The sequence below is a fragment of the Brevundimonas mediterranea genome (assembly GCF_011064825.1).
GTDB lineage: Bacteria > Pseudomonadota > Alphaproteobacteria > Caulobacterales > Caulobacteraceae > Brevundimonas > Brevundimonas mediterranea_A.
The window spans coordinates 788,521-809,757 of sequence record NZ_CP048751.1 but is presented as its reverse complement, the minus strand read 5'-3'; the positions used below and the strand labels follow the sequence as shown (position 1 = coordinate 809,757).

21 protein-coding genes are annotated in these 21,237 nt (G+C 67.3%); 14 read left to right on the top strand and 7 right to left on the bottom strand.

Going from position 1 to position 21,237, the window contains the following annotated elements; genetic code table 11:
• The first annotated feature begins 4 nt into the window (after positions 1–4).
• From GYM46_RS04000 to GYM46_RS03985, 4 genes are all read left to right on the top strand, one after another.
• The gene (locus GYM46_RS04000; protein ID WP_008264337.1) at positions 5–925 is read left to right on the top strand and encodes a DnaJ C-terminal domain-containing protein; all 921 of its coding nucleotides are present in this window, start codon (positions 5–7) and stop codon (positions 923–925) included.
• A gap of 45 nt (positions 926–970) precedes the next feature.
• A complete protein-coding gene (locus GYM46_RS03995) occupies positions 971–2,128 on the top strand; it encodes a phosphoserine transaminase (RefSeq protein ID WP_008262095.1) in 1,158 nt (385 codons plus the stop codon).
• 134 nt (positions 2,129–2,262) lie between these two features.
• Entirely contained in the window at positions 2,263–3,558 is a 1,296-nt protein-coding gene (locus GYM46_RS03990; RefSeq protein WP_035310453.1) for an adenylosuccinate synthase, read from the top strand.
• Between the two features lie 74 nt (positions 3,559–3,632).
• Positions 3,633–4,436, top strand: a complete 804-nt coding sequence (locus tag GYM46_RS03985; protein ID WP_008264315.1) for a response regulator — start codon at positions 3,633–3,635, stop codon at positions 4,434–4,436.
• Between the two features lie 52 nt (positions 4,437–4,488).
• Here GYM46_RS03985 and rpoH read toward each other — a convergent pair whose 3' ends face one another.
• The 3 genes from rpoH to GYM46_RS03970 all read right to left on the bottom strand — a co-directional run bounded on the left by rpoH (position 4,489) and on the right by GYM46_RS03970 (position 6,951).
• Complete coding sequence (rpoH, locus tag GYM46_RS03980) at positions 4,489–5,376, bottom strand: RNA polymerase sigma factor RpoH (protein WP_081836252.1); 888 nt, start codon at positions 5,374–5,376, stop codon at positions 4,489–4,491.
• A 242-nt stretch (positions 5,377–5,618) separates the two neighbouring features.
• Positions 5,619–5,924, bottom strand: coding sequence for a GNAT family N-acetyltransferase (locus GYM46_RS03975; RefSeq protein WP_008260449.1), 306 nt, complete (start codon positions 5,922–5,924; stop codon positions 5,619–5,621).
• A 7-nt stretch (positions 5,925–5,931) separates the two neighbouring features.
• Positions 5,932–6,951 carry an RluA family pseudouridine synthase gene (locus GYM46_RS03970; RefSeq protein ID WP_008260881.1) on the bottom strand — a complete coding sequence of 340 codons (1,020 nt, stop codon included), beginning with the start codon at positions 6,949–6,951 and terminating at the stop codon, positions 5,932–5,934.
• Between the two features lie 82 nt (positions 6,952–7,033).
• Here GYM46_RS03970 and GYM46_RS03965 point away from each other — a divergent pair, with 82 nt between their 5' ends.
• Positions 7,034–7,672: a DUF2799 domain-containing protein gene (locus GYM46_RS03965; protein WP_008262604.1), complete on the top strand. Its 639-nt coding sequence runs from the start codon at positions 7,034–7,036 to the stop codon at positions 7,670–7,672.
• A gap of 4 nt (positions 7,673–7,676) precedes the next feature.
• Here GYM46_RS03965 and fba read toward each other — a convergent pair whose 3' ends face one another.
• The 4 genes from fba to gap all read right to left on the bottom strand — a co-directional run bounded on the left by fba (position 7,677) and on the right by gap (position 11,551).
• A complete protein-coding gene (gene fba, locus GYM46_RS03960; RefSeq protein ID WP_008259251.1) occupies positions 7,677–8,762 on the bottom strand; it encodes a class II fructose-bisphosphate aldolase in 1,086 nt (361 codons plus the stop codon).
• 144 nt (positions 8,763–8,906) lie between these two features.
• Positions 8,907–10,103, bottom strand: a complete 1,197-nt coding sequence (locus GYM46_RS03955) for a phosphoglycerate kinase (protein ID WP_008260654.1) — start codon at positions 10,101–10,103, stop codon at positions 8,907–8,909.
• A complete protein-coding gene (locus tag GYM46_RS03950) occupies positions 10,100–10,522 on the bottom strand; it encodes a hypothetical protein (protein ID WP_154725853.1) in 423 nt (140 codons plus the stop codon). Before GYM46_RS03950 ends, GYM46_RS03955 begins: the two co-directional genes overlap by 4 nt.
• A 21-nt stretch (positions 10,523–10,543) precedes the next feature.
• Positions 10,544–11,551 (bottom strand): type I glyceraldehyde-3-phosphate dehydrogenase, encoded by a 1,008-nt coding sequence (gene gap, locus GYM46_RS03945; protein WP_008261031.1) that lies wholly within the window; start codon positions 11,549–11,551, stop codon positions 10,544–10,546.
• Positions 11,552–11,800: 249 nt separating this feature from the next.
• On the opposite strand from gap, the gene GYM46_RS03940 reads away from it, so the two are divergent.
• From GYM46_RS03940 to leuB, 9 genes are all read left to right on the top strand, one after another.
• Positions 11,801–11,953 (top strand): hypothetical protein, encoded by a 153-nt coding sequence (locus tag GYM46_RS03940; protein ID WP_154725852.1) that lies wholly within the window; start codon positions 11,801–11,803, stop codon positions 11,951–11,953.
• A 90-nt stretch (positions 11,954–12,043) separates the two neighbouring features.
• Complete coding sequence (locus GYM46_RS03935; protein ID WP_008263855.1) at positions 12,044–13,783, top strand: dihydroxy-acid dehydratase; 1,740 nt, start codon at positions 12,044–12,046, stop codon at positions 13,781–13,783.
• Between the two features lie 6 nt (positions 13,784–13,789).
• Positions 13,790–14,803 carry a ketol-acid reductoisomerase gene (ilvC, locus tag GYM46_RS03930; protein WP_008260071.1) on the top strand — a complete coding sequence of 338 codons (1,014 nt, stop codon included), beginning with the start codon at positions 13,790–13,792 and terminating at the stop codon, positions 14,801–14,803.
• Positions 14,804–14,822: 19 nt separating this feature from the next.
• Positions 14,823–16,535, top strand: coding sequence for an acetolactate synthase 2 catalytic subunit (gene ilvG, locus GYM46_RS03925; protein WP_008263606.1), 1,713 nt, complete (start codon positions 14,823–14,825; stop codon positions 16,533–16,535).
• A 1-nt stretch (position 16,536) separates the two neighbouring features.
• Entirely contained in the window at positions 16,537–16,788 is a 252-nt protein-coding gene (locus GYM46_RS03920; RefSeq protein ID WP_008261070.1) for an ACT domain-containing protein, read from the top strand.
• Positions 16,788–18,035, top strand: coding sequence for a 2-isopropylmalate synthase (locus GYM46_RS03915; protein WP_008258930.1), 1,248 nt, complete (start codon positions 16,788–16,790; stop codon positions 18,033–18,035). The genes GYM46_RS03920 and GYM46_RS03915 overlap by 1 nt, the downstream gene beginning before the upstream one ends.
• Positions 18,028–19,485, top strand: coding sequence for a 3-isopropylmalate dehydratase large subunit (leuC, locus tag GYM46_RS03910; RefSeq protein WP_008258729.1), 1,458 nt, complete (start codon positions 18,028–18,030; stop codon positions 19,483–19,485). Before GYM46_RS03915 ends, leuC begins: the two co-directional genes overlap by 8 nt.
• Positions 19,478–20,062: a 3-isopropylmalate dehydratase small subunit gene (gene leuD / locus GYM46_RS03905; RefSeq protein ID WP_008260476.1), complete on the top strand. Its 585-nt coding sequence runs from the start codon at positions 19,478–19,480 to the stop codon at positions 20,060–20,062. Before leuC ends, leuD begins: the two co-directional genes overlap by 8 nt.
• Positions 20,062–21,168, top strand: a complete 1,107-nt coding sequence (gene leuB, locus GYM46_RS03900) for a 3-isopropylmalate dehydrogenase (RefSeq protein ID WP_008264195.1) — start codon at positions 20,062–20,064, stop codon at positions 21,166–21,168. Before leuD ends, leuB begins: the two co-directional genes overlap by 1 nt.
• Positions 21,169–21,237 lie beyond the last annotated feature (69 nt).

The following is a 21,237-nucleotide window of genomic DNA, read 5'->3' as shown; positions in this document are numbered from 1 at the left end:
GCACGTGGCAGGCGATCCCTACAAGGAACTGGGCGTTTCGAAGGGCGCGAGCGCGGACGAGATCAAGAAGGCGTTCCGCAAGCTGGCCAAGGAGTTGCACCCCGACAAGAACCCCGGCGACAAGATCACCGAGGACAAGTTCAAGCGGGTGACGGCGGCCTTCGACATCCTGGGCGACGCCGAGAAGCGGGCCAAGTACGATGCGGGCCAGCTGGATAACGACGGCAACGAGCAATATCGCGGCTTCAGCGGCGGGGCGCGGCCGGGCGGGAGCCCGTTCGGCGGCGCGGGCGGCGGGTTCGGCGGCGGGCCGGGCGGCCGGGCCAATTTCGAAGGCGTCGATCTGGACGAACTGTTCGGCATGTTCGGGGGCGGCGGACGCCAGCGGGGCGCGCGGGACTTCACCGCGCGCGGCCAGGACGTCAAGGCGACGCTGGACATCAGTCTGGAAGACGCCATCGCCGGGGCGACCAAGCGAATCCAGTTCTCGGACGGCCGGACCCTGGACGTGACCATTCCCAAGGGGGCGGCGGACGGTCAGACCATCCGGCTGCGCGGACAGGGCGCGCCCGGACGCGGGGCCGAGAACGGCGACGCCCTGATCGAACTGAAGATCGAGCCGCATCCGATCTACAAGCGCGACGGGGCGGACCTGACCATGGATCTGCCGGTGTCGGTTCCCGATGCGGTGCTGGGCGCCAAGGTGCGGGTGCCGACGCCCGAGGGGGCGGTGCAGATGACGATTCCGGCCGGCTCGAACTCGGGCAAGCTGTTGCGGCTGAAGGGGCGCGGCGCCTTCGCCCAGGGACGGCGCGGCGATCTGCTGGCGCGGCTGGTCGTGACCCTGCCGGACGAGCCGGACGCGGCCCTGGTCAAATTCGCCGAAGACTGGCGCGCCAAGCGGCCGTATACGCCGGGGCGTTGAGCCGCGCTCAAGCCGCGCCAAGCGCGGCAGCACAAGGGAAAAGCCATGATCGCAAAGCCTGATGTGAAGCCGGCGCGGCCGTGGTTTTCGGCCGGGCCGACGGCCAAACGGCCCGGCTATAGTCTGGCGGGCCTGCCGCAGAATCTGCTGGGGCGCGGGATTCGCGCGCCGGAAGTGGTGGAGCGGTTCGCGCATGGCCTGCGGCTGACGCGGACGGTGCTGGAAGTGCCAGAGAGCCATGTGCTGCTCTATACGCCCGGGTCCGACACCGGGGCGGTCGAGGCGGCCCTGTGGGGGATGCTGGGCGCGCGGCCGGTGCAGGTGGTGGCGTTCGAGAATTTCGGCCTGACCTGGCTGGCGGATGTGAAGGATCATCTGGGGCTGGAGCCCGAGGCGCTGACGGCGCCCTGGGGCGAGCTGCCCGACCTGAGCCGGGCCGACTGGTCCAAGGACGTGGTGTTTCCGTGGAACGGCACGACCTCGGGCGTGCGCGTGCCGGACGCCGACTGGATCGCCGACGACCGCGAGGGGCTGGCCATCTGCGACGCCACCTCGGCCGCCTTCGCCATGGCCTTGCCGTGGGAGAAGCTGGATGTGGTGACCTTCAGCTTCCAGAAGGCGCTGGGCGGGGAGGCGGGCATCGGCGTGATGGCCCTGTCGCCGCGCGCGGTGGCGCGGCTGGACACGTACCGGCCGGATCGGGCCATTCCCAAGCTGCTGCGGCTGACGGACGGCAAGGGGTTCGACCGGGCCCTGGGGCAGGGGGTGGCGATCAACACCTTCTCGATCCTGACCATCGAGGACTGGATCGACGCCCTGGAGTGGGCGCAAGGGATCGGCGGCTTGAGCGAACTGATCCGGCGGACGGACGCCAACTACGCCGCCCTGGCCGAATGGGTGGCGCGGACCGACTGGATCGATTTCCTACCTGAACGACCCGAGATCCGCTCGACCACCTCGGTCTGTCTGAAATTCACCGACCCGCGTATCGCGGCCCTGGACGCCAAGGCGCAGAAGGCCTTCGTCGTGCGGTTCAAGGCCTTGCTGGAAGGCGAGGCGGCCGTGTTCGACATGGAGCCCCACCGCAATGCGCCGCCGGGACTGAGGCTGTGGTGCGGCTGCACGGTCGAGGTCGCCGACGTGGTCGATGCGACGCCGTGGCTGGAATGGGCGTTCGAGACGGCGGTGGGGGAACTGTCGTAAAATACGACAGTTCGGGACGACATCGGATGATTCCCTCGCTATAGGCTGCGCCCGCATTCAGATCGTCGCGATGACGCGGCGCCAGCTGGTTTTGACGTGTTCTCCGAGGAGAACGCTAAGGCGGAGTACGGACTTTGGCGAACGTAGCGGTGGTCGGCGCCCAGTGGGGCGACGAGGGCAAGGGCAAGATCGTGGACTGGCTGTCCAACCGCGCCGACATGGTCGTGCGGTTCCAGGGCGGTCACAATGCGGGCCATACGCTGGTCGTGGACGGCAAGGTCTACAAGCTGGCCCTGCTGCCCAGCGGCGTGGTGCAGGGCAAGCCGTCGATCATCGGCAATGGCGTGGTCGTGGATCCCTGGCACCTGGTCGGCGAAATCGAGAAGATCGAGGCCCAGGGCGTGGCCATCAGCCCCGATATCCTGACCATCGCCGACAACGCCTGCCTGATCCTGCCGATCCATCCGGCGCTGGACGTGGCGCGCGAGGCGGCGGCCAGTGCGCCGGGGGCCAAGATCGGCACGACCGGGCGCGGCATCGGCCCGGCCTATGAGGACAAGGTCGGTCGACGCGCCATCCGGGTGTGCGACCTGGCCAATGAAGACGACCTGAAGGTCAAGATCGAGCGTCTGCGCTCGCACCATGATCCGCTGCGCGCGGGCCTGGGGCTGGAGCCGATCGACCCGGAGGCGCTGCTGGCGTCGCTGCTGGAGATCGCGCCCAAGATCCTGCCCTATGTGAAGCCGGCCTGGCGGGTGCTGGACCAGGCGCAGAAGGACGGCAAGCGGGTGCTGTTCGAGGGGGCCCAAGGCGCCTTCCTGGACGTCGATCACGGCACCTACCCCTATGTGACCAGTTCCAACACGGTGGCCGGACAGGCGGCGGCGGGGTCGGGCGTCGGGCCGCGCGGCGTCGGCTATGTGCTGGGCATCGTGAAGGCCTATACGACCCGCGTCGGTGAAGGCCCGTTCGCCTGCGAACTGGACGACGAGGTCGGACAGCATCTGGCGACCGTGGGCCGCGAGGTGGGGGTGAATACGGGACGGGCGCGGCGCTGCGGCTGGTTCGACGCCGTGCTGGTGCGCCAGTCGGTGGCGATCAACGGCATCGACGGCATCGCCCTGACCAAGCTGGACGTGCTGGACGGGTTGAAGACGCTGAAGATTTGCGTCGGTTACAAGGTCGACGGCGAAGTTCTGGATTATCTGCCGTCCAGCCTGAAGGCCCAGGCCGCCGCCGAGCCGGTGTTCGAGGAACTGGAAGGCTGGAGCGAAAGCACCGCCGGGGTCCGCAGCTTCAAGGACATCAACGCCAACGCCATCAAATATGTGCGTCGGATCGAGGAGCTGATCGGCGCGCCGGTGGCCCTGCTGTCGACCAGCCCGGAACGGGACGACACAATCCTGATGCGAGATCCCTTCCAGGGCTGAGGGCAAACGACCCCCGATTCAACGGGCCTTAACCAGCAACCGGTAAGCCTGCGGGTGAAACCGGAGCAGAAGCCTTGTTCACCGCCGACGCCAGAACCCTGAGCCGTCTCGAACCCGCTGTGCGGCGGATCGTGATCGTCGAACCGAACGCGGCGTCGGCGCGGTTGCTGTCCGACATCATGAAGGGGCTGGGCGCGCGCGAGGTCTATACCGAGAGCGATGAAGAACGGGCGTTGGAGCTGCTGCGCGACGTCGAGCCGGGCGTCATCTTCACCGAACGTTCGGGCGAGGCCTTGAATGGGGAAACCCTGACGCGGCGCGTGCGTCGGTCGTCGATGAGCTGCCGTATGGCGCCGGTCATCATGGTGACGGGTGAGGCGACCGCCGCCGCCATCAAGGGCGCGCGCGACGCCGGGGTGCATGAGTTTCTGCGCAAACCCTATACGACCGGCGACCTGTTCAAACGGGTCGAGAACGTCGCATTGAAGTCACGGCCCTGGGTCGAGGCGGTCGGCTATGTCGGGCCGGATCGGCGCCGGTTCAACTCGGGCGAATATTCAGGCGCACGCAAGCGCCGGGCCGACGGATCGACAGACGGGCCTGTCGACGTCAAGGATCAGGCGCTGCGCATCCTGGTGGCGGCGATGAGCCAGTTTGATCAGGACCCGGCTCAGGCCATGCGCGCCATTCGCCAACAGGCCCAGACGCTGAAGACCGTGGCGGTCAAGACCGGCGACGCCAAGCTGGCGATCGCAGCGGGCGGGCTGGAAGCCTTCATGGGCGCCGGCGCCGTCACAAAGGGCGGTCTGGCCCAGCCCATCGGGGCGATCATGGCCCTGGTTCAGCCGGCGCCGGCGCAGATGGCGCGAGCATCCTGAGAAACCCTATCGCGCCCCCCGCCGCTTGAGCGGGAGGCGCGACAGCCGTGTGTCAGGCGTCGACCAGGTTCCGTTCCTCGGCGGCGGCGCGCATGGCTTTCTGCAGCTTCTCGAAAGCGCGGACCTCGATCTGACGGACGCGCTCGCGCGAGACGCCGTACTGGCCGGCCAGTTCTTCCAGAGTGACGGGATCGTCCTTGAGGCGGCGTTCCGTCAGAATGTGTTTCTCGCGGTCCGTCAGCTCTTCCATGGCCTCTTGCAGGAGGCTCATGCGGATGCCCTTTTCCTCGTCGTCGGCCAGCTGGGTCTCCTGGGAGACGGCCGTGTCGTCCGCCAGCCAGTCCTGCCATTCGCTTTCGCCGTCGGCGCGCAGCGGCGCATTCAGCGAGGCGTCGCCGCCGAGACGGCGGTTCATATTGGTGACCTCTTCCTCGCTGACGCCCAGTTTGGTGGCGATGGCGGCGAGGTGTTCGGGGTGCAGGTCGCCTTCCTCGAAGGCCGAGATCTGGCTCTTGGCCTTGCGCAGGTTGAAGAACAGCTTCTTCTGGGCGGCGGTGGTGCCCATCTTCACCAGCGACCAGCTGCGCAGGATGTATTCCTGGATCGAGGCGCGGATCCACCACATGGCGTAGGTGGCCAGGCGGAAGCCCTTGTCCGGGTCGAATTTCTTGACGGCCTGCATCAGGCCGACATTGCCCTCGGAAATCACTTCGCCGATCGGCAGGCCGTAGCCGCGATACCCCATGGCGATCTTGGCCACGAGACGAAGGTGCGAGGTCACGAGACGGTGGGCGGCTTCGGGATCCTGGTGTTCCGACCAACGCTTGGCGAGCATGAACTCCTCGTCCTTGGTCAGCATCGGGAATTTGCGGATTTCCGTCAGATAACGCGACAGGCCTTGTTCAGGCGACATCACCGCGAGCGTACTATTGGCAGCCATATGGTCCCTCCGACCGTCAAAACGAGCGGGCGCTTCGACATCGGCCACCCATGTGCGCCGACGTCTCACCCCTCAACCGATGAAGTAGCGATGGGTTGCCGCCGTTTTTAGGGGCGGGCGGTCACACGAAAGCGTGACCGTGGCCCGGGCGCCACTCGTGCCGGCCAGAGGCCTGTATAAACCGAAGTCAGTTTCAATTCAAGACGGACTTGTCGGGTGCAGTCTGGCTCGGCCACACGGCCTCAAATTCCCAGCAAGCCTCGATAGGTTGGATGGACGACGTCCGCGTATTCGGGATGTTTCTGAAGATAGGCGGAGAAGAAGGGGCAGACCGGCAGGATGAGCAGGTCGCGGGCCCTGGCGTCGGCGAGGACGTGTTTCGCCAGGCGGCTGGCGATGCCCTGGCCCTCAAGACGTTCGGGGACCAGGGTCTCCGTGATCATCAGGTTCGGCGGAGACAGGTTGTAGGTGACGACCGCCACCTCGCCATCGACGGGCAGTTCGTAACGGTTGAGCTCGGCGTTGTCGCGGATGTCCGGGTCGAGCATGGGGGCCTCAGAGGTCGGAGAGAAGGGCTTCGAGCCGCACCATGTCGGCGGGAGGCGGGGTCTCGAAGCGGAGGGTTTCGCCGGTGACCGGATGAACGAAGCCCAGGACAGCCGCGTGCAGGGCCTGGCGGGCCAGGCCGGCCTCGGCGACCACAGCCCGGACGGCGGCGGCGGGGCTGCCCGAGCCATAGGTCGCGTCTCCAAGTATGGGGGAACCCTTGGACGACAGGTGGACGCGGATCTGGTGCGTGCGGCCGGTGTGCAGGGTGCAGGCGACGCGGGCGGCGAGGGGCGCGCCGCTCGCTTTGGCCGGTTCGCCGAAGATCGCCTGGACGACATAGTCGGTGATCGCCTCGCGTCCTCCAGCCTTCAGCACGGCTATCTTCTTGCGGTCGCCCGTCGAGCGTCCGATGCGGGTTTCGATCCGGCCTCTGGACGGAGACGGGGCGCCGCGCGTCAGGGCGATATAGGTGCGTTCGATGTCGTGGGTCGCGAACAGGGCGGACAGGCCCTGATGGGCGCGGTCGGTCTTGGCGGCGACCATGACGCCGGAGGTGTCCTTGTCCAGGCGATGGACGATGCCGGGGCGGGCGACGCCGCCGATGCCCGACAGGCTGTCGCCGCAGTGGGCCAGGAGGGCGTTGACCAGGGTGCCTGTCTCGCAGCCCGGCGCCGGGTGGGCGGCCATGCCGGCGGGCTTGTCGATGACGATCAGATCCGCGTCCTCGTAGAGGACGGTCAGGGGGATGGCTTCGGGCTGAGGCGTGGCCGGGGCGACGGGCGGCAGGGCGACGACATAGAGGCCGGGCTGGGCCTTGGCGGAGCCGGCGGTCAGGACCAGGCCGTCGCGACGGACGGCGCCTTCCGCGAGCAGGGCCTGGAGCCGGGCGCGCGACAGGGTCGGGAAGGCCTCGGCCAGGGCCTTGTCCAGGCGAACCCCGGGCGCATCGAGGCGGGCCTCCAGCACCTCGGCGGGGGCGAGGGGCGGTGACAGGTCTTCTTCGTCGATCAGATCAGGGTCGGACACCGGGGCTCCCTAGCACGGCGCGCGGCTTGCGCGAGGCCCCGTCGTCGGTCGATAGTGAAGCTTGGGGGCGTAGGGGAATCCGATGAAGCGTTTTCTGATCACGGGCGGCGGGATCGCCGCAGCGGCGCTGCTGGGCAGTTGCTCGACCATGAGCAAGGACGAATGTCTGGCGGGCGCCTGGGGTGAAAAGGGCTATGCCGACGGGGCGGCAGGCTATCCGATGAGCCGGCTGGACGATCATGCCAAGGCCTGCGAAAAATATCAGGTGGGGCCCAATCCGGCGGCCTATGGATCGGCGCGCCAGGACGGGCTCAGGACCTATTGCACCTTCCAGCGGGGCTGGACCGAGGGGCGGGCGGGCAACACCTATTACGGCGTCTGCCGACCCGAGGAGGAGGCGGAGTTTCTGCCTGCCTACAATGACGGGCGCAGGCTGCACGAGGTCGAGGCGGCGGTTGCAAGCGCCGAAAGCGCGCTGAGCAGCGCCGAGGCTCGCATCGAGGACCGGGAGGACAAGCTTGACGCCAAGCAGCGCGAACTCCGGTCGGACGGCCTGACGGATGACGAGAAACAGCGAATTCGCGACCGGATCGACGAGGTGCGCGGGGAAATCCGCAGTGCGCGTCGCAACGCCCGTGAGGCGCGCGACGCGCTGGACCGCGCAGAGTGGGACCTGCGCCAGGTGCGCGGCGAACTGAGCGGCCGCTACCCGGTGTTCTGATTGATCAGGCGGCCTTGACGGCGGCGCCGCGGAAGGACGGGTCAAGGTCGCCCGAGGCGTAGCGGCGGGCCATCTGGGCGGTGGACAGGGGGCGGATCCGAGAGGCCTGGCCCTCGCAGCCGAACTGCTGGTAGCGCTCCATGCAGAGCTTCTTCATGGCCGCCTTGGCGGGTTTCAGATAGGCGCGGGGATCGAACTCCCGGGGATTCTCCATCAGGGCCTTACGGATGGCGCCGGTGATGGCCATGCGGTTGTCCGTGTCGATATTGACCTTGCGCACGCCGTGCTTGATGCCGCGCTGGATCTCCTCGACCGGCACGCCCCAAGTCTGGGGCATTTCGCCGCCGTACTGGTTGATAATGTCCTGCAGGTCCTGCGGCACCGACGAGCTGCCGTGCATCACCAGGTGGGTGTTGGGCAGGCGGCGGTGGATGTCCTCGATCACATTCATGGCCAGGATGTCGCCGTCCGGCTTCTTGCTGAACTTGTAGGCGCCGTGGCTGGTGCCCATGGCGATGGCCAGGGCGTCGACCTTGGTGGCGGCGACGAAATCGACGGCCTGGTCGGGATCGGTCAGCAGTTGCGAATGGTCCAGCTTGCCCTCGAAGCCGTGGCCGTCCTCGGCCTCGCCCATGCCGGTCTCCAGCGAGCCCAGCACGCCCAGTTCGCCCTCGACCGAGACGCCGCAGGCATGGGCCATTTCGGTGACGCGGCGCGTGACCTCGACATTGTATTCGTAGGAGGCGGGGGTCTTGGCGTCCTCCTCCAGCGATCCGTCCATCATCACCGAGGTGAAGCCGTACTGGATGGCGGTGGCGCAGGTGGCGGGGCCGTTGCCGTGGTCCTGGTGCATGCAGACCGGGATGTCGGGATAGAGTTCGGCCAGGGCGTCGATCAGCTTGGCCAGAACCACGTCGTTGGCGTAGTTCCGGGCGCCGCGCGAGGCCTGGATGATGACGGGGGCGTTGACCTCGTGGGCCGCCTCCATGATCGCCAGACCCTGTTCCATATTGTTGATGTTGTAGGCCGGCAGGCCGTAGTCGTTCTCTGCCGCGTGGTCGAGCAGCTGTCGCAGCGTGATGCGCGCCATGGATAGTCTCCTGAGCCGAATAGTCTTTTTTGATTGGGCAAGAGACTAGCGGCGAGGCGTGACGAAGTCACGCCGCGTTACAGCCGTTTCAGCGCGAATTCAGAAAGCCGCAGTGCAGGCGTGATCCGCCTGCACCGCCGCCGATCAGACGCGCAGGGCTTCGACGCCGGGCAGGGGCTTGCCCTCCATCCATTCCAGGAAGGCGCCGCCGGCGGTGGAGACGAAGGTCATGTCGTCCGATACGCCGGCGTGGTTCAGGGCCGAGACCGTGTCGCCGCCGCCGCCTACGGCGACCAGAACACCGGCCTTGGCCAGCGCGGCCGCATGGCGGGCGACGGTCACGGTGGCGGCGTCGAAGGGCGGCACCTCGAACACGCCCAGGGGGCCGTTCCAGATCAGGGTCTTCGAAGCCGTCAGGGCGTCCAGCAGCCGCGCGACCGTGGCGGGGCCGGCGTCGAGGATCTTGTCGTCGGCCGACAGGGCGGCGCCGGCGATGACGGGGCGGGATGCGGCGCCGGGCTTGACCTCGGTCGCGACCACGAAATCGACCGGCAGCAGCAGTTTGCAGCCCTTCGCCTCGGCCTCGGCCATGATCTCGCGGGCCGTGTCGGCCATGTCGCGTTCAGCCAGCGAGCCGCCGATGTCGATCCCCTGGGCGAACAGGAAGGTGTTGGCCATGCCGCCGCCGATGGCCAGCCGGTCCAGCTTGCCGACCAGGTTCTTCAGCAGGTCCAGCTTGGTCGAGACCTTGGCGCCGCCGACGATGCCCAGAACCGGCTTCTGCGGATTGCCCAGGGCGGCGTCCAGGGCGTCCAACTCGCGGCGCATGGATTCGCCGGCATAGGCGGGCAGGTGGTGCGCGATCCCTTCCGTCGAGGCGTGGGCGCGGTGGGCGGCCGAGAAGGCGTCGTTGACATAGAGGTCGCCCAGATCGGCCAGCTTCTGGGCGAAGACCGGGTCATTGGCCTCTTCCGCCGCGTGGAAGCGGACGTTCTCCAGCAGGACCACGCCGCCGGCGTCCAGGTCTCGGATGGCGTCCACGGCGTCCGGACCGATGCAGTCGTCGGCGAAGCGGACGGGAGCGCCGAGCAGGTTCTCCAAATCATCCACGACAGGCTTCAGGCTCATCGACGGGACGCGCTGGCCCTTGGGGCGGTCGAAGTGGGCCAGCAGGGCGACCTTGGCGCCGGCGTCACGCAGCCGCTGGATCGTCGGCAGGGCGACCCGCAGACGGGTGTCGTCCGTGACCTTGCCGTCCTCCATCGGGACGTTGAAGTCCACGCGGACCAGGGCCGTCTTGCCGGCGAGATCCTTGGCGTCGTCGAGAGTGCGGAAGGTCATATCGGGCTGCCCCCAGAAAAGATGTGTCCGATCCAGAGCAGAGCGCCGTGGATCATCAGTTGAACTTGCAGTGCGACGACCGGAGCGGCGACTGCGATGAAATGTCGGCCGCTTTTCGCATGATCGCGATAGGCCGAAATAGCGAGTCCCGTGAGAAGGACAGGAACGGCGAACCAAGCAAAAGGGGCGACTGGATCAGGCCAGTTTCCAGTCAAAAAAGGGATGGCTGTTCCGAAGAAGAGCAATGCTGCGACGGCGCAGCCTCGAATGACGAACGCTCCATCCGTCAACGGCCCAAGCTCAATCTTGCGCAGTCCTAACCAGACCATAGCGCCCCAAAAGGCGATGGCGAGCAGCGACCAAGGCAGTGAAAGCCATGCGAAAAGTAAAAACCCCGGCAGTCCTAAGAATAGAAGCATGCCGGGGTTCTCGGTGCGATCTTACAGGAACTTCGCCATCACCAGCGCCGTGTCGGCCATGCGGGTCGCGAAGCCCCATTCGTTGTCGTACCAGCTGAGCACGCGGGCCAGCTTGCCGTCGACGACCTGGGTTTGGGGCAGGGCGGCGGTGGACGAAGCGGCGATGTGGTTCAGGTCGCTGGAGACCAGCGGATCGGTGGTCGTGAACAGGACGCCCTTCATCGGGCCGTCGGCGGCGGCCTGAAGCGCGGCGTTGATCTCGTCGGCCGAGGTGTCGCGACCGGAGACGACCTTCAGATCGACGACCGAGACGTTCGGGGTGGGGACGCGGATCGACGAGCCGTCCAGCTTGCCCTTCAGTTCCGGCAGAACCAGCCCCAGGGCCTTGGCGGCGCCGGTCGAGGTCGGGATCATCGACAGGGCGGCGGCGCGGGCGCGGTACAGGTCCTTGTGCATCGTATCCAGCGTCGGCTGGTCGCCGGTGTAGGAGTGGATGGTGGTCATGTAGCCGCGCTCGATGCCGAACAGGTCGTTCAGCACCTTGGCGACGGGGGCCAGGGCGTTGGTGGTGCAGGAGCCGTTCGAGACGACGATGTCGTCGGCGGTCAGGGTGTCGTGGTTGACCTTGAAGACGATGGTCTTGTCGGCGCCCTCGGCGGGGGCCGAGACCAGGACGCGCTTGGCGCCGGCCTTCAGGTGGGCGCTGGCCTTGTCCTTGGAGGTGAAGATGCCGGTGCATTCGAAGGCGATGTCCACCTTCAGCTCGGCATGCGGCAGGTTGGCCGGATCGCGCTCGGCCGTGACCTTGATCTTGCCCGTGCCGACGTCGATCCAGTCTTCGCCCGAAGTCACCGTGCCGGGGAAGCGACCGTGCACCGAGTCATAGCGGAACAGGTGGGCGTTGGTCTCGACCGGACCCAGATCGTTGATCGCCACCACTTCGATGTCCGTGCGGCCGTGCTCAATGATCGAGCGAAGGACGAGACGGCCGATGCGGCCGAAACCATTGATGGCGACGCGAACGGTCATGGGGAGGCTCCTCTGAACGATTATGTTGTTGGCGTCTCAATGGAACTGTCGCGCCCCGGTTTCAACCCCGCCGCCGCGCCTTAGCCCTAACATGGCGTGAGCAAGCGTTACGGTTTGGGTTGGCGGGACCGTGTCAGGCAAGAAACACCCCTGTCGGGGCGGTTTCGTCCTCGTTGAGCAAAATTTTTGCGACAGGGGTTGTGCGACTCCGGCCGGTATGGTTTCTTGGCGTCAGAACAGGGAGCCCCCGTGGCCACGATGACGCGCGACATGATGAAGGGATGCACCGCTCAGGCGGCAGCGACCGTTCGCGCGCCGATCGGTCTGGAAAGCCCTGTATTCCTCATTCTCCTCGTACTTCTCGGCCTGCTTACGCAAGCGGCGTGGATGCACGCGACCTGACCTAGACACACTCAGGATCGCCTCGCACCACCCCGCTCCCGAAAGGAAGCGGGGTTTTTCGTGCTTGGCGGTTCAAAAAGAACCGGACCGATGACGCAAGATTCTACCTCAGAACCCAACAAGCCCAATGCGCGCAGCGCGGCGGTGACGCATGGTCCGAACCGGGCCGCCGCCCGCTCGTATCTGCGCGCCGCCGGCATGCAGGACGCCGACTTCGACAAGCCGATGATCGGCATCGTCAACACCTGGTCGACGGTCACGCCGTGCAACATGCACCTGGACCGCCTGGCCAAGGATGTGCGCGCCGGCATCGTCGCAGCGGGCGGCTATCCGGTCGATTTCAACACCATCGTCGTCACCGACGGCATCTCGATGGGCACGGCGGGCATGAAGGCCTCGCTGATCAGCCGCGAGGTCGTCGCCGACTCCATCGAACTGGCCATCGAGGGCCATCAACTGGACGGCGTGGTCTGCATCGTCGGCTGCGACAAGACCATTCCCGCGGCGGCCATGGCCCTGGCCCGGATGGATATCCCCGGCCTGGTCTATTACGGCGGCACCATCATGCCCGGCGTGATCGGGTCCAGGGAGGTCTCGGTCCAGGAGGTGTTCGAGGCCATCGGCGCCCATTCGGCCGGGACGCTGGACGACGCGGGGCTGAAGGCGGTCGAGAGCGCAGTCTGCCCCGGCGCCGGCGCCTGCGGCGGCCAGTTCACGGCCAACACCATGGCCATGGCCCTGTCGGTCATGGGCATCTCGCCCATGGGCGCCAATGACGTGCCGGCGGTCGATCCGGGCAAGGCGGCCCAGGGCGAGCGCTGCGGTCGCCTGATCGTCGAGCGGGTGTTCGCCGGCGACACCGCCCGCAAATACATCACCCGCGCCAGTCTGAAGAACGCCGCCGTAGCCGTTTCCGCCTCGGGCGGTTCGACCAACGCCGTCATGCACCTGACGGCCATCGCGGCGGAGGCCGGGGTCGATTTCGGCGTCGAGGACTGCCACCAGGCCTGTGTCGAGGCGCCGGTCATCTGCGACCTGAAGCCGGGCGGCCGCTTCCTGGCCTCGCACCTGTTCGCCGCCGGCGGCACCCGTCTGGTCACGCAGCGCATGGCCGAGGCCGGCAAGATCGTGAACACCCCGACCGTCAGCGGCCGCAGCCTGTTCGCCGAAGCCGCAGAGGCCGAGGAGACCCCCGGCCAGGTGGTGGTGACGACCTTCGACGCGCCGGTCATGGAGCGCGGCAGCTTCGCCGTCATCTATGGCGACGTCGCCCCGGAAGGCGCGGTCATCAAGTTGACGGGCCACAAGGTCGACAGGTTCGAAGGTCCGGCCTGCGTCTTCGACAGCGAGGAAGACGCCTTCCACGCGGTCCAGGACGGCTCGGTCGGCGAAGGCGACGTCATCATCATCCGCTACGAAGGGCCCAAGGGCGGTCCGGGCATGCGCGAGATGCTGCAGGTCACCGCCGCTCTGAAGGGCCGCAAGATCGACAATGTCGCCCTGCTGACCGACGGCCGCTTCTCGGGCGCCAGCTACGGCTTCGTCGCCGGCCACATCTCACCGGAAGCCGCCGTGGGCGGCCCGATCGCTCTCATTCGCGATGGTGACCGCATCACCATCGACGTCACCAACCGCCGCATCGACGTCAACGTCGATCTGGCGACGCGCCGGGCGGGCTTTACGCCCCACGTGGTCCGCCCGGCGCGAGGTGTCTTCGCCAAATACCGCGCCTCGGTCGCCTCGGCGGCCCAGGGCGCAGTCACCATTCCCAACCCGCCGCCGGCTCAAGTTCCGGCGTCTCACAAATCCGCTGCTGCTCAGGACGCCTGAATTCTCATGGCCATCACCATCTACACCAACGAAGACATCAAGCCGGGCGCCATCGCCGGTCAGCGCATCGCCATAATCGGCTATGGCTCGCAAGGCCGCGCCCATGCGCAGAACCTGAAGGACAGCGGCCATGACGTCGTCGCCGGCGTCCGTCACGGCGGCACGGGCTGGAAACACGCCACCGCCGACGGCGTGCCGACCGCCGAACCGGCCGAGGCCGTCAAGGGCGCCGACATCATCGCCATCCTGACCCCGGACATGGTCCAGGGCGACGTCTATCGCGACATCATCGAGCCGAACGCCAAGGAAGGCTCGGCCCTGCTGTTCGCCCACGGCTTCTCGATCATCTACGAGCGCATCACCCCGCGTCCCGACATGGACGTGATCCTGGTCGCGCCCAAGGGACCGGGCGATCTGGTCCGTCGCGAGTTCCAGCGCGGTCGCGGCGTGCCTTCGCTGTTCGCCATTGAGAAGGACGTCACCGGCAAGGCCCGCGACCGGGCCATGGGCTACGCCAAGGGCAACGGCGGCGCGACCGGCGGCCTGCTGGAAACCACCTTCCGCGAAGAGACCGAAACCGATCTGTTCGGCGAACAGGCCGTCCTGTGCGGCGGCGCCAAGGAGCTGGTGATGCAGGGCTTCAACACCCTGGTCGAGGCCGGCTACCAGCCCGAGATCGCCTATTTCGAATGCCTGCACGAGCTGAAGCTGATCGTGGACCTGTTCTACGAAGGCGGCATCTCCAAGATGCACCACTTCATCTCGGAAACCGCCAAATACGGCGCCGTCGCCAGCGGCCCGCGCGTCGTCAATGAAGAGACCAAGGCCCGCATGAAGACCATCCTGGACGAGATCCAGGACGGCACCTTTGCGCGCAACTGGATCGCCGAGAACGAGGCCGGCAAGCCGCAGTACGAAGCCTGGCTGAAGGCGGACCGCGAAAGCCAGATCGAACAGGTCGGCGCCCGTCTGCGCGAGCGCATGGCCTGGCTGAACACCCCCAAGTCCGAAGCGGCCTGAGCCGTAAGCGATAGACCGGATGACCCTGATGACCGCCGCCGCCTTCAAATCCTCAGCCGAGGCCGTCCCCCAATCGGGGGCGCGCCTGCTGGTCTCCACCCTGGAGCGGCTGGGCGTGGAGGTGGTGTTCGGTTATCCGGGCGGCGCCATCATGCCGGTCTATGACGCCCTGGCCGGATCGAAGCTGAAACACATCCTGGTCCGCCACGAGCAGGGCGCGGCCTTCGCCGCCGACGCCTATGCGAGGAAGAGCGGCAAGGTCGGGGTGTGCATGGCCACCTCCGGCCCCGGCGCCACCAATCTGATCACCGGCATCGCCAATGCGCTGATGGATTCCGTGCCGATGGTCTGCATCACCGGCAATGTCGCCCAGGGCTTGATGGGGACCGACGCCTTCCAGGAGATCGACATCCTGGGCGTCACCCTGCCGATCGTGAAACATTCGATCCTGGTCCGGTCCGCCGCCGATGTTCCGGCCGCCATCGAAGAAGCCTTCCATATCGCCGCCTCGGGCCGTCCCGGTCCGGTCCTGGTCGATCTGCCCAAGGACGTGCAGTTCGCCACGACCAGCGACGACTATGGCTTCCACATTCCGAACGACACGCCGCGCATCGACCACGACGCCGTGGCCGCCGCCGAGGCTGCGATCCGGGCCGCGAAGAAGCCGTTGGTCTATATCGGCGGCGGCGTGAAGATCGGCCGCGCGACCGAGGCCCTGCGCGCCTTCGTCGCCGCGACCGGCATCCCCCAGGTCTCGACCCTGAACGCCCTGGGCACCATCCCGACCGATGCGCCTGGCATGCTGGGCATGCTGGGGATGCACGGCGCCCGCGCCGCCAATCATGCGGTCCAGGACAGCGATCTGCTGATCGTCGTCGGCGCCCGGTTCGACGACCGCGCCACGGGCAAGCTGGCCGAGTTCGCGCCCAACGCCCGGATCGTCCATTTCGACATCGACGCCTCCGAAGTCGGCAAGCTGCGGGCGGCCAATGTCGCGGTCGTCGGCGAGCTGAAGGACGGGATCGAAGCCCTGACGGCGCGCATGGCCGGCGGCCCGGCCCTGGACATCCAGCCCTGGGTCGACGAGTGCGTCGACGCCGCCCGGACCAGCGCCTATCGCTATGACGCGCCGGGCGAGGGGGTCTACGCCCCGGCCCTGCTGAAAGAAGTGTCCGAAGCGGCGGGCGACGCCTTCGTCGCCGCTTGCGACGTGGGCCAGCACCAGATGTGGGCGGCCATGCACTGCCGCTTCTCCAAGCCCGAGGCCCACATCACCTCGGGCGGCCTGGGCGCCATGGGTTTCGGCCTGCCTGCGGGCATCGGCGCCAAGCTGGCCGATCCGTCCGCGACCGTCGTCACCATCGCCGGCGACGGCGGCTTCATGATGAACATCCAGGAGCTGGCGACGCTGAAGCGTTACGGCATCCCGCTGAAGATCGTGCTGATCGACAATTCCTCGCTGGGCCTGGTGCGCCAGTGGCAGGAACTGTTCTTCGCCGAGAACTATTCCGAGATCGACCTGTCCGACAATCCGGACTTCGTGAAGGTGGCCGAGGCCTTTGGCATCGAGGCCTTCCGTATCGATCGCCGCGATCAGGTGTCGGACGGCATCCAGCGCCTGCTGGCCGCCGACGGCCCCTGCCTGGCCCATGTGGTCATTGATCCCCGAGACAATGTCTGGCCGCTGGTTCCGCCGGGCAAGAGCAACGCCGAAATGATGGAGGGCTCCTGAGATGAGCGACACGATCCACATCCAGATCGACCGTGCGGACGGTTCGCTTCAGCGTCTCATCGGCCTTGTGGAGCGCCGCGGCTTCCACATCGACGGCATGAACATGGCCGACGAAGGGGCGTTCCGCCGCATCTCCCTGACCGTGCGCGGCCGCGACGCCGGCCGGTGCATGGAGAATCTGGGCCGCCAGATCGACCGCCTGTTCGGCGTGCGCCGCATCGGCAACGACATTATTCAATCCGAGGCCGCGTAATGACCGCCGAAAAAGTACGAGTATCCGGCGTATCCCGAACTGAGGAGATCGCCGCCGACCCCAACCGGGTCATCGTCTTCGACACGACGATGCGGGACGGGGAACAGGCGCCCGGCTTCTCCATGAGCGCCCAAGCCAAGGTGAAGATGGCCCAGGTCCTGAAGGACCTGGGCGTCGACGTTATCGAGGCCGGCTTCGCCGCCGCCTCGCCGGGCGACGAAGACTGCATCCGCCGCGTGGCTGGCGAGGTCGAGGGGCCGGTCTTCTGCTCCCTGTCGCGCGCCAACGAAAAGGACATCGACGCCACCTTCCGCGCCCTGCAGCCGGCGCCCAAGTCGCATCGCCGCTGCCACACCTTCATCGGCACCAGCCCGATCCACCGCACCGCCAAGCTGAAGATGTCCACCAACGAGGTGCTGTCGACGGCGGTGCGGTCGGTCGAATACGCCGCCAGCCTGTTCGATGACGTCGAGTTCTCGGCCGAAGACGCCTTCCGCACCGAGCCCGAATTCCTGGCCGATGTGCTGGAGGCCGCCGCCGACGCCGGCGCCCGGACGCTGAACGTGCCCGACACCGTCGGTTACGCCACCCCGGAAGAGGTGCGCGAGACCTTCCGCGCCCTGGCGGCGCGGATCCACAAGCGCCATCCGCATGTGATCTTTTCGGCCCACTGCCACGACGACCTGGGCATGGCGGTCGCCAACTCCCTGGCCGCCGTCGAGGGCGGGGCGCGCCAGGTCGAGGGCGCAATCAACGGCATCGGCGAACGGGCCGGCAACGCCTCGATCGAAGAAGTCATCATGGCCCTGAAGGTCCGCGAGGACCGTTACGGCGTCACGACCGGCTCCGACAGCCGCCATCTGGTGCGCGCCTCCAAGATCCTGTGCGAGATCACCGAGACGGTCATCGCCCGCAACAAGTCGGTGGTCGGCATCAATGCTTTCGCCCACGAGGCCGGCATCCACCAGCACGGCATGCTGGCCGACAGCCGCACCTATGAGATCATGCGGCCCCAGGACGTGGGCTTCGAGGGCAGCTGGTTCGTGCTGGGCAAGCATTCGGGCCGTCACGCCATCGCCAAACGCGCCGAGACCATCGGCCGTCCCATCGAGGGCGAGCGTCTGGTCGCGGTGGTCGCCGGCTTCAAGCAGCGCGCCGACCAGATCGGCGAGATCAACGACGCGGAGCTGATCGCCATCATCGACGCCGTGGACGGCGTGTCGGAGACGGTGGCCCAGTATGCCTGATCCAAAAACCCTGTTCGACAAGGTCTGGGACGCCCACGTCGTGCGGAACGAGACGGTCGACACGCCCGGGGTTCTGTATATCGACCTGCACCTGGTCCATGAGGTCACCAGCCCTCAGGCCTTCAGCGAGATCGAGGCGCGCGGCCTGAAGGTGCGCCGCCCCGACCGGACCTATGCGACCCTGGACCATTCGACCCCGACCCTGCCGGCGGGGCTGAACGGGCTGAAACCCTATGTCACCGCCCAGGCCGAGGCCCAGGTGCATCGGCTGGAGAAGAACTGCGCCGCTCATGGGGTGCCGCTGGCGGGCTGGGGCTCCGAAGACCGGGGCGTGGTCCATGTCATGGGGCCGGAGCTGGGCCTGACCCAGCCGGGCATGACCGTGGTCTGCGGCGACAGCCATACCGCCACACACGGCGCCTTCGGGGCTTTGGCCTTCGGCATCGGCACGTCCGAAGTCGGCCATGTGCTGGCGACCCAGTGCCTGTTGCAGCGCAAGGCCAAGGCCATGCGGGTGACGGTGACCGGCCAACTGCAGCCCGGCGTCTCGGGCAAGGACGTCGCCCTGGCCGTCATCGCCGCCATCGGCTTCGGCGGCGGCACCGGCTATGTCATTGAATACGCCGGCGAGGCGGTGCGGTCGCTGGACATGGAAGGGCGTATGACCCTGTGCAACATGTCCATCGAGGCCGGCGCCCGCGCGGGCATGATCGCCCCGGACCAGACCACCATCGACTGGCTGCGCGGCCGTAAGCACGTCCCCGCCGACTATCCGGCGGCGACGGCCGAATGGCTGAAGCTGGCCACGGATCCGGGCGCGAGCTTCGACAAGGAAGTCGTCATCGACGGCGCCGCCATCCGTCCCATGGCGACCTGGGGCACGACGCCGGACGCCGGCGCGCCGATCGGCACGCCCGTGCCCCAGCCCCAGTCGGACAGCGACCGCAAGGCCATCGCCTATATGGGCTTCACGGCCGGCGAGGCGACGACCAGCCAGCCGGTGGACGTGGTCTTCATCGGCTCGTGCACCAACGGCCGTCTGCCCGATCTGCGCGCCGCCGCAGAGGTGCTGCGCGGCCGCAAGGTCAAGCCGGGCCTGCGCATGCTGGTGGTTCCCGGTTCGGAGGCCGTGCGTCGCGACGCCGAGGCCGAAGGCCTGCACGAGGTCTTCATCGCCGCCGGCGCCGAATGGCGTATCCCCGGCTGTTCGATGTGTATCGCCATGAACGGGGATTTCGTCGCGCCCGGCCAGTTGGCGGTCTCGACCTCGAACCGCAATTTCGAAGGCCGCCAGGGCAAGGATGCCCGCACCATCCTGGCCAGTCCGGCGACGGCGGCGGCGACGGCGGTGGCCGGGGTGCTGACCGATCCGCGCGTCTATCTGCGGGAGGCGACTGCCCTCAAGCAGTCGAGCGCCGCGCGCGAGACGGTAGGAGCGCAAAATGTCTGAGCCCTTTCAGGTCCTGACCTCCCGCACGGTGACGCTCAGCCAGGCCAATATCGACACCGACCAGATCATCCCCGCGCGCTTCCTGACGACGACGTCGCGCGAGGGGCTGGGCAAGGCGGCCTTTTATGACTGGCGCTATGAGACGGACGGATCGGAGAAGCCCGAGGCCATCCTGAACCGCATCGATCCGGCCGAGCATCGCATCCTGCTGGCGGGCAAGAATTTCGCCTGCGGCTCGTCGCGCGAACACGCCCCCTGGGCCCTGTACGACTATGGGTTCCGGGCGGTGATCTCGACCGAGATCGCTGACATTTTTACATCTAACGCGTTGAAAAACGGCCTGGTGCCCATCGTCGTCAGCCAGGACGTCTGGGACGATCTGGCGTCGCAACCGGACCAGCCGGTCACGATCGACCTCCAGGCCAGCCAGATCCGGCGCGGCAATGCTCAGCCCGTGTCGTTTACGGTCGAATCCTTCGCGCGCGAATGCCTGCTGAACGGGGTGGACACCCTGGGCTGGCTGCAATCAAACCTGCCTGAGATCGAAGCCTATGAGCGTTCGAGAGAGACCGTCTGATGCCCAACACCGCCCCCAAGACCTATAATATCGTCCTGTTGCCCGGCGACGGCGTCGGACCGGAGGTGACGCGCGCCGCGCGCGACGTCCTGGCGGTGATCGGCGACTTCTATGGCCACAGCTTCAACTTCTCCGAACATCTGATCGGCGGCGCCGCCATCGACGAGACGGGCGAGCCCCTGCCAGAGGCGACCCGCGCCGCCTGCGTCGCCGCCGACGCGGTTCTGCTGGGCGCCGTCGGCGGTCCCAAATGGGACGGCGGCAAGCGCCGGCCCGAGGAAGGCCTGTTGGCGATCCGCAAGGCCATGGGCCTGTTCGCCAATCTGCGGCCGCTGCAGGTCTCGCCAGTGATGGCGCACCGTTCGCCGCTGAAGAAGGAGATCGTCGAGGGCGTCGATCTGATCGTCTTCCGCGAACTGACCGGCGGCGTCTATTTCGGCGAGAAGACCCGCACCGCCGACCGCGCCACCGACCTGTGCGAATATACGGTGCCGGAGATCGAGCGCGTCACCCGCGCCGCCTTCCAGACCGCTCGCCAGCGGCGCGGCAAGGTGACCTCGGTCGACAAGGCCAATGTCATGGAGACCAGCCGCCTGTGGCGCGAGGTGGTGACCCGCATCCACGCCGAGGAATTCCCCGAGATCGCGCTTGAGCACGCCCTGGTCGATTCCATGGCCATGCACCTGATCCGCAAGCCGCGCGAATACGACGTCATCCTGACCGAGAACATGTTCGGCGACATCCTGTCGGACGAGATCTCGGTGCTGGGCGGTTCGATCGGTCTGCTGCCGTCGGCCTCGCTGGGGACCGAAGGGCCGGGCCTGTTCGAGCCGATCCACGGCTCGGCGCCGGACATCGCCGGACAGGATCTGGCCAACCCGGTCGGAACCATCCTGTCGGCGGCCCTTCTGCTGCGCCACAGCCTGAAGCTGGAGGACGAGGCCGATTCCATCGAGGCCGCCGTCGCCGCAGTTTTGGCGGCCGGCGCCGTCACCGCCGACCTGGGCGGCGCCCTGGGCACACGCGCGGCGACCGAGGCCGTGATCGACGCCATCCGCGCCATCCACTGGGCGGCGGCGCATCGGGTGCAGATGCACTGGGCCTGACCTGATCGGGCTGCGAAAATCGTACCGCGAACATCGTTGCCGAGAACACGATTTTGATCTTTTAGTCCC

What these genes read in the sequence shown, in the direction of transcription:
- GYM46_RS03995 (WP_008262095.1), top strand. Translation starts at nt 971, where the DNA reads ATGATCGCAAAGCCTGATGTGAAGCCGGCGCGGCCGTGGTTTTCGGCC.
- rpoH (WP_081836252.1), bottom strand. Translation starts at nt 5,376, where the DNA reads ATGGCTGCCAATAGTACGCTCGCGGTGATGTCGCCTGAACAAGGCCTG.
- GYM46_RS03975 (WP_008260449.1), bottom strand. Translation starts at nt 5,924, where the DNA reads ATGCTCGACCCGGACATCCGCGACAACGCCGAGCTCAACCGTTACGAA.
- GYM46_RS03965 (WP_008262604.1), top strand. Translation starts at nt 7,034, where the DNA reads ATGAAGCGTTTTCTGATCACGGGCGGCGGGATCGCCGCAGCGGCGCTG.
- fba (WP_008259251.1), bottom strand. Translation starts at nt 8,762, where the DNA reads ATGGCGCGCATCACGCTGCGACAGCTGCTCGACCACGCGGCAGAGAAC.
- GYM46_RS03955 (WP_008260654.1), bottom strand. Translation starts at nt 10,103, where the DNA reads ATGACCTTCCGCACTCTCGACGACGCCAAGGATCTCGCCGGCAAGACG.
- GYM46_RS03950 (WP_154725853.1), bottom strand. Translation starts at nt 10,522, where the DNA reads ATGCTTCTATTCTTAGGACTGCCGGGGTTTTTACTTTTCGCATGGCTT.
- gap (WP_008261031.1), bottom strand. Translation starts at nt 11,551, where the DNA reads ATGACCGTTCGCGTCGCCATCAATGGTTTCGGCCGCATCGGCCGTCTC.
- GYM46_RS03935 (WP_008263855.1), top strand. Translation starts at nt 12,044, where the DNA reads ATGACGCAAGATTCTACCTCAGAACCCAACAAGCCCAATGCGCGCAGC.
- ilvC (WP_008260071.1), top strand. Translation starts at nt 13,790, where the DNA reads ATGGCCATCACCATCTACACCAACGAAGACATCAAGCCGGGCGCCATC.
- ilvG (WP_008263606.1), top strand. Translation starts at nt 14,823, where the DNA reads ATGACCCTGATGACCGCCGCCGCCTTCAAATCCTCAGCCGAGGCCGTC.
- GYM46_RS03920 (WP_008261070.1), top strand. Translation starts at nt 16,537, where the DNA reads ATGAGCGACACGATCCACATCCAGATCGACCGTGCGGACGGTTCGCTT.
- GYM46_RS03915 (WP_008258930.1), top strand. Translation starts at nt 16,788, where the DNA reads ATGACCGCCGAAAAAGTACGAGTATCCGGCGTATCCCGAACTGAGGAG.
- leuC (WP_008258729.1), top strand. Translation starts at nt 18,028, where the DNA reads ATGCCTGATCCAAAAACCCTGTTCGACAAGGTCTGGGACGCCCACGTC.
- leuD (WP_008260476.1), top strand. Translation starts at nt 19,478, where the DNA reads ATGTCTGAGCCCTTTCAGGTCCTGACCTCCCGCACGGTGACGCTCAGC.
- leuB (WP_008264195.1), top strand. Translation starts at nt 20,062, where the DNA reads ATGCCCAACACCGCCCCCAAGACCTATAATATCGTCCTGTTGCCCGGC.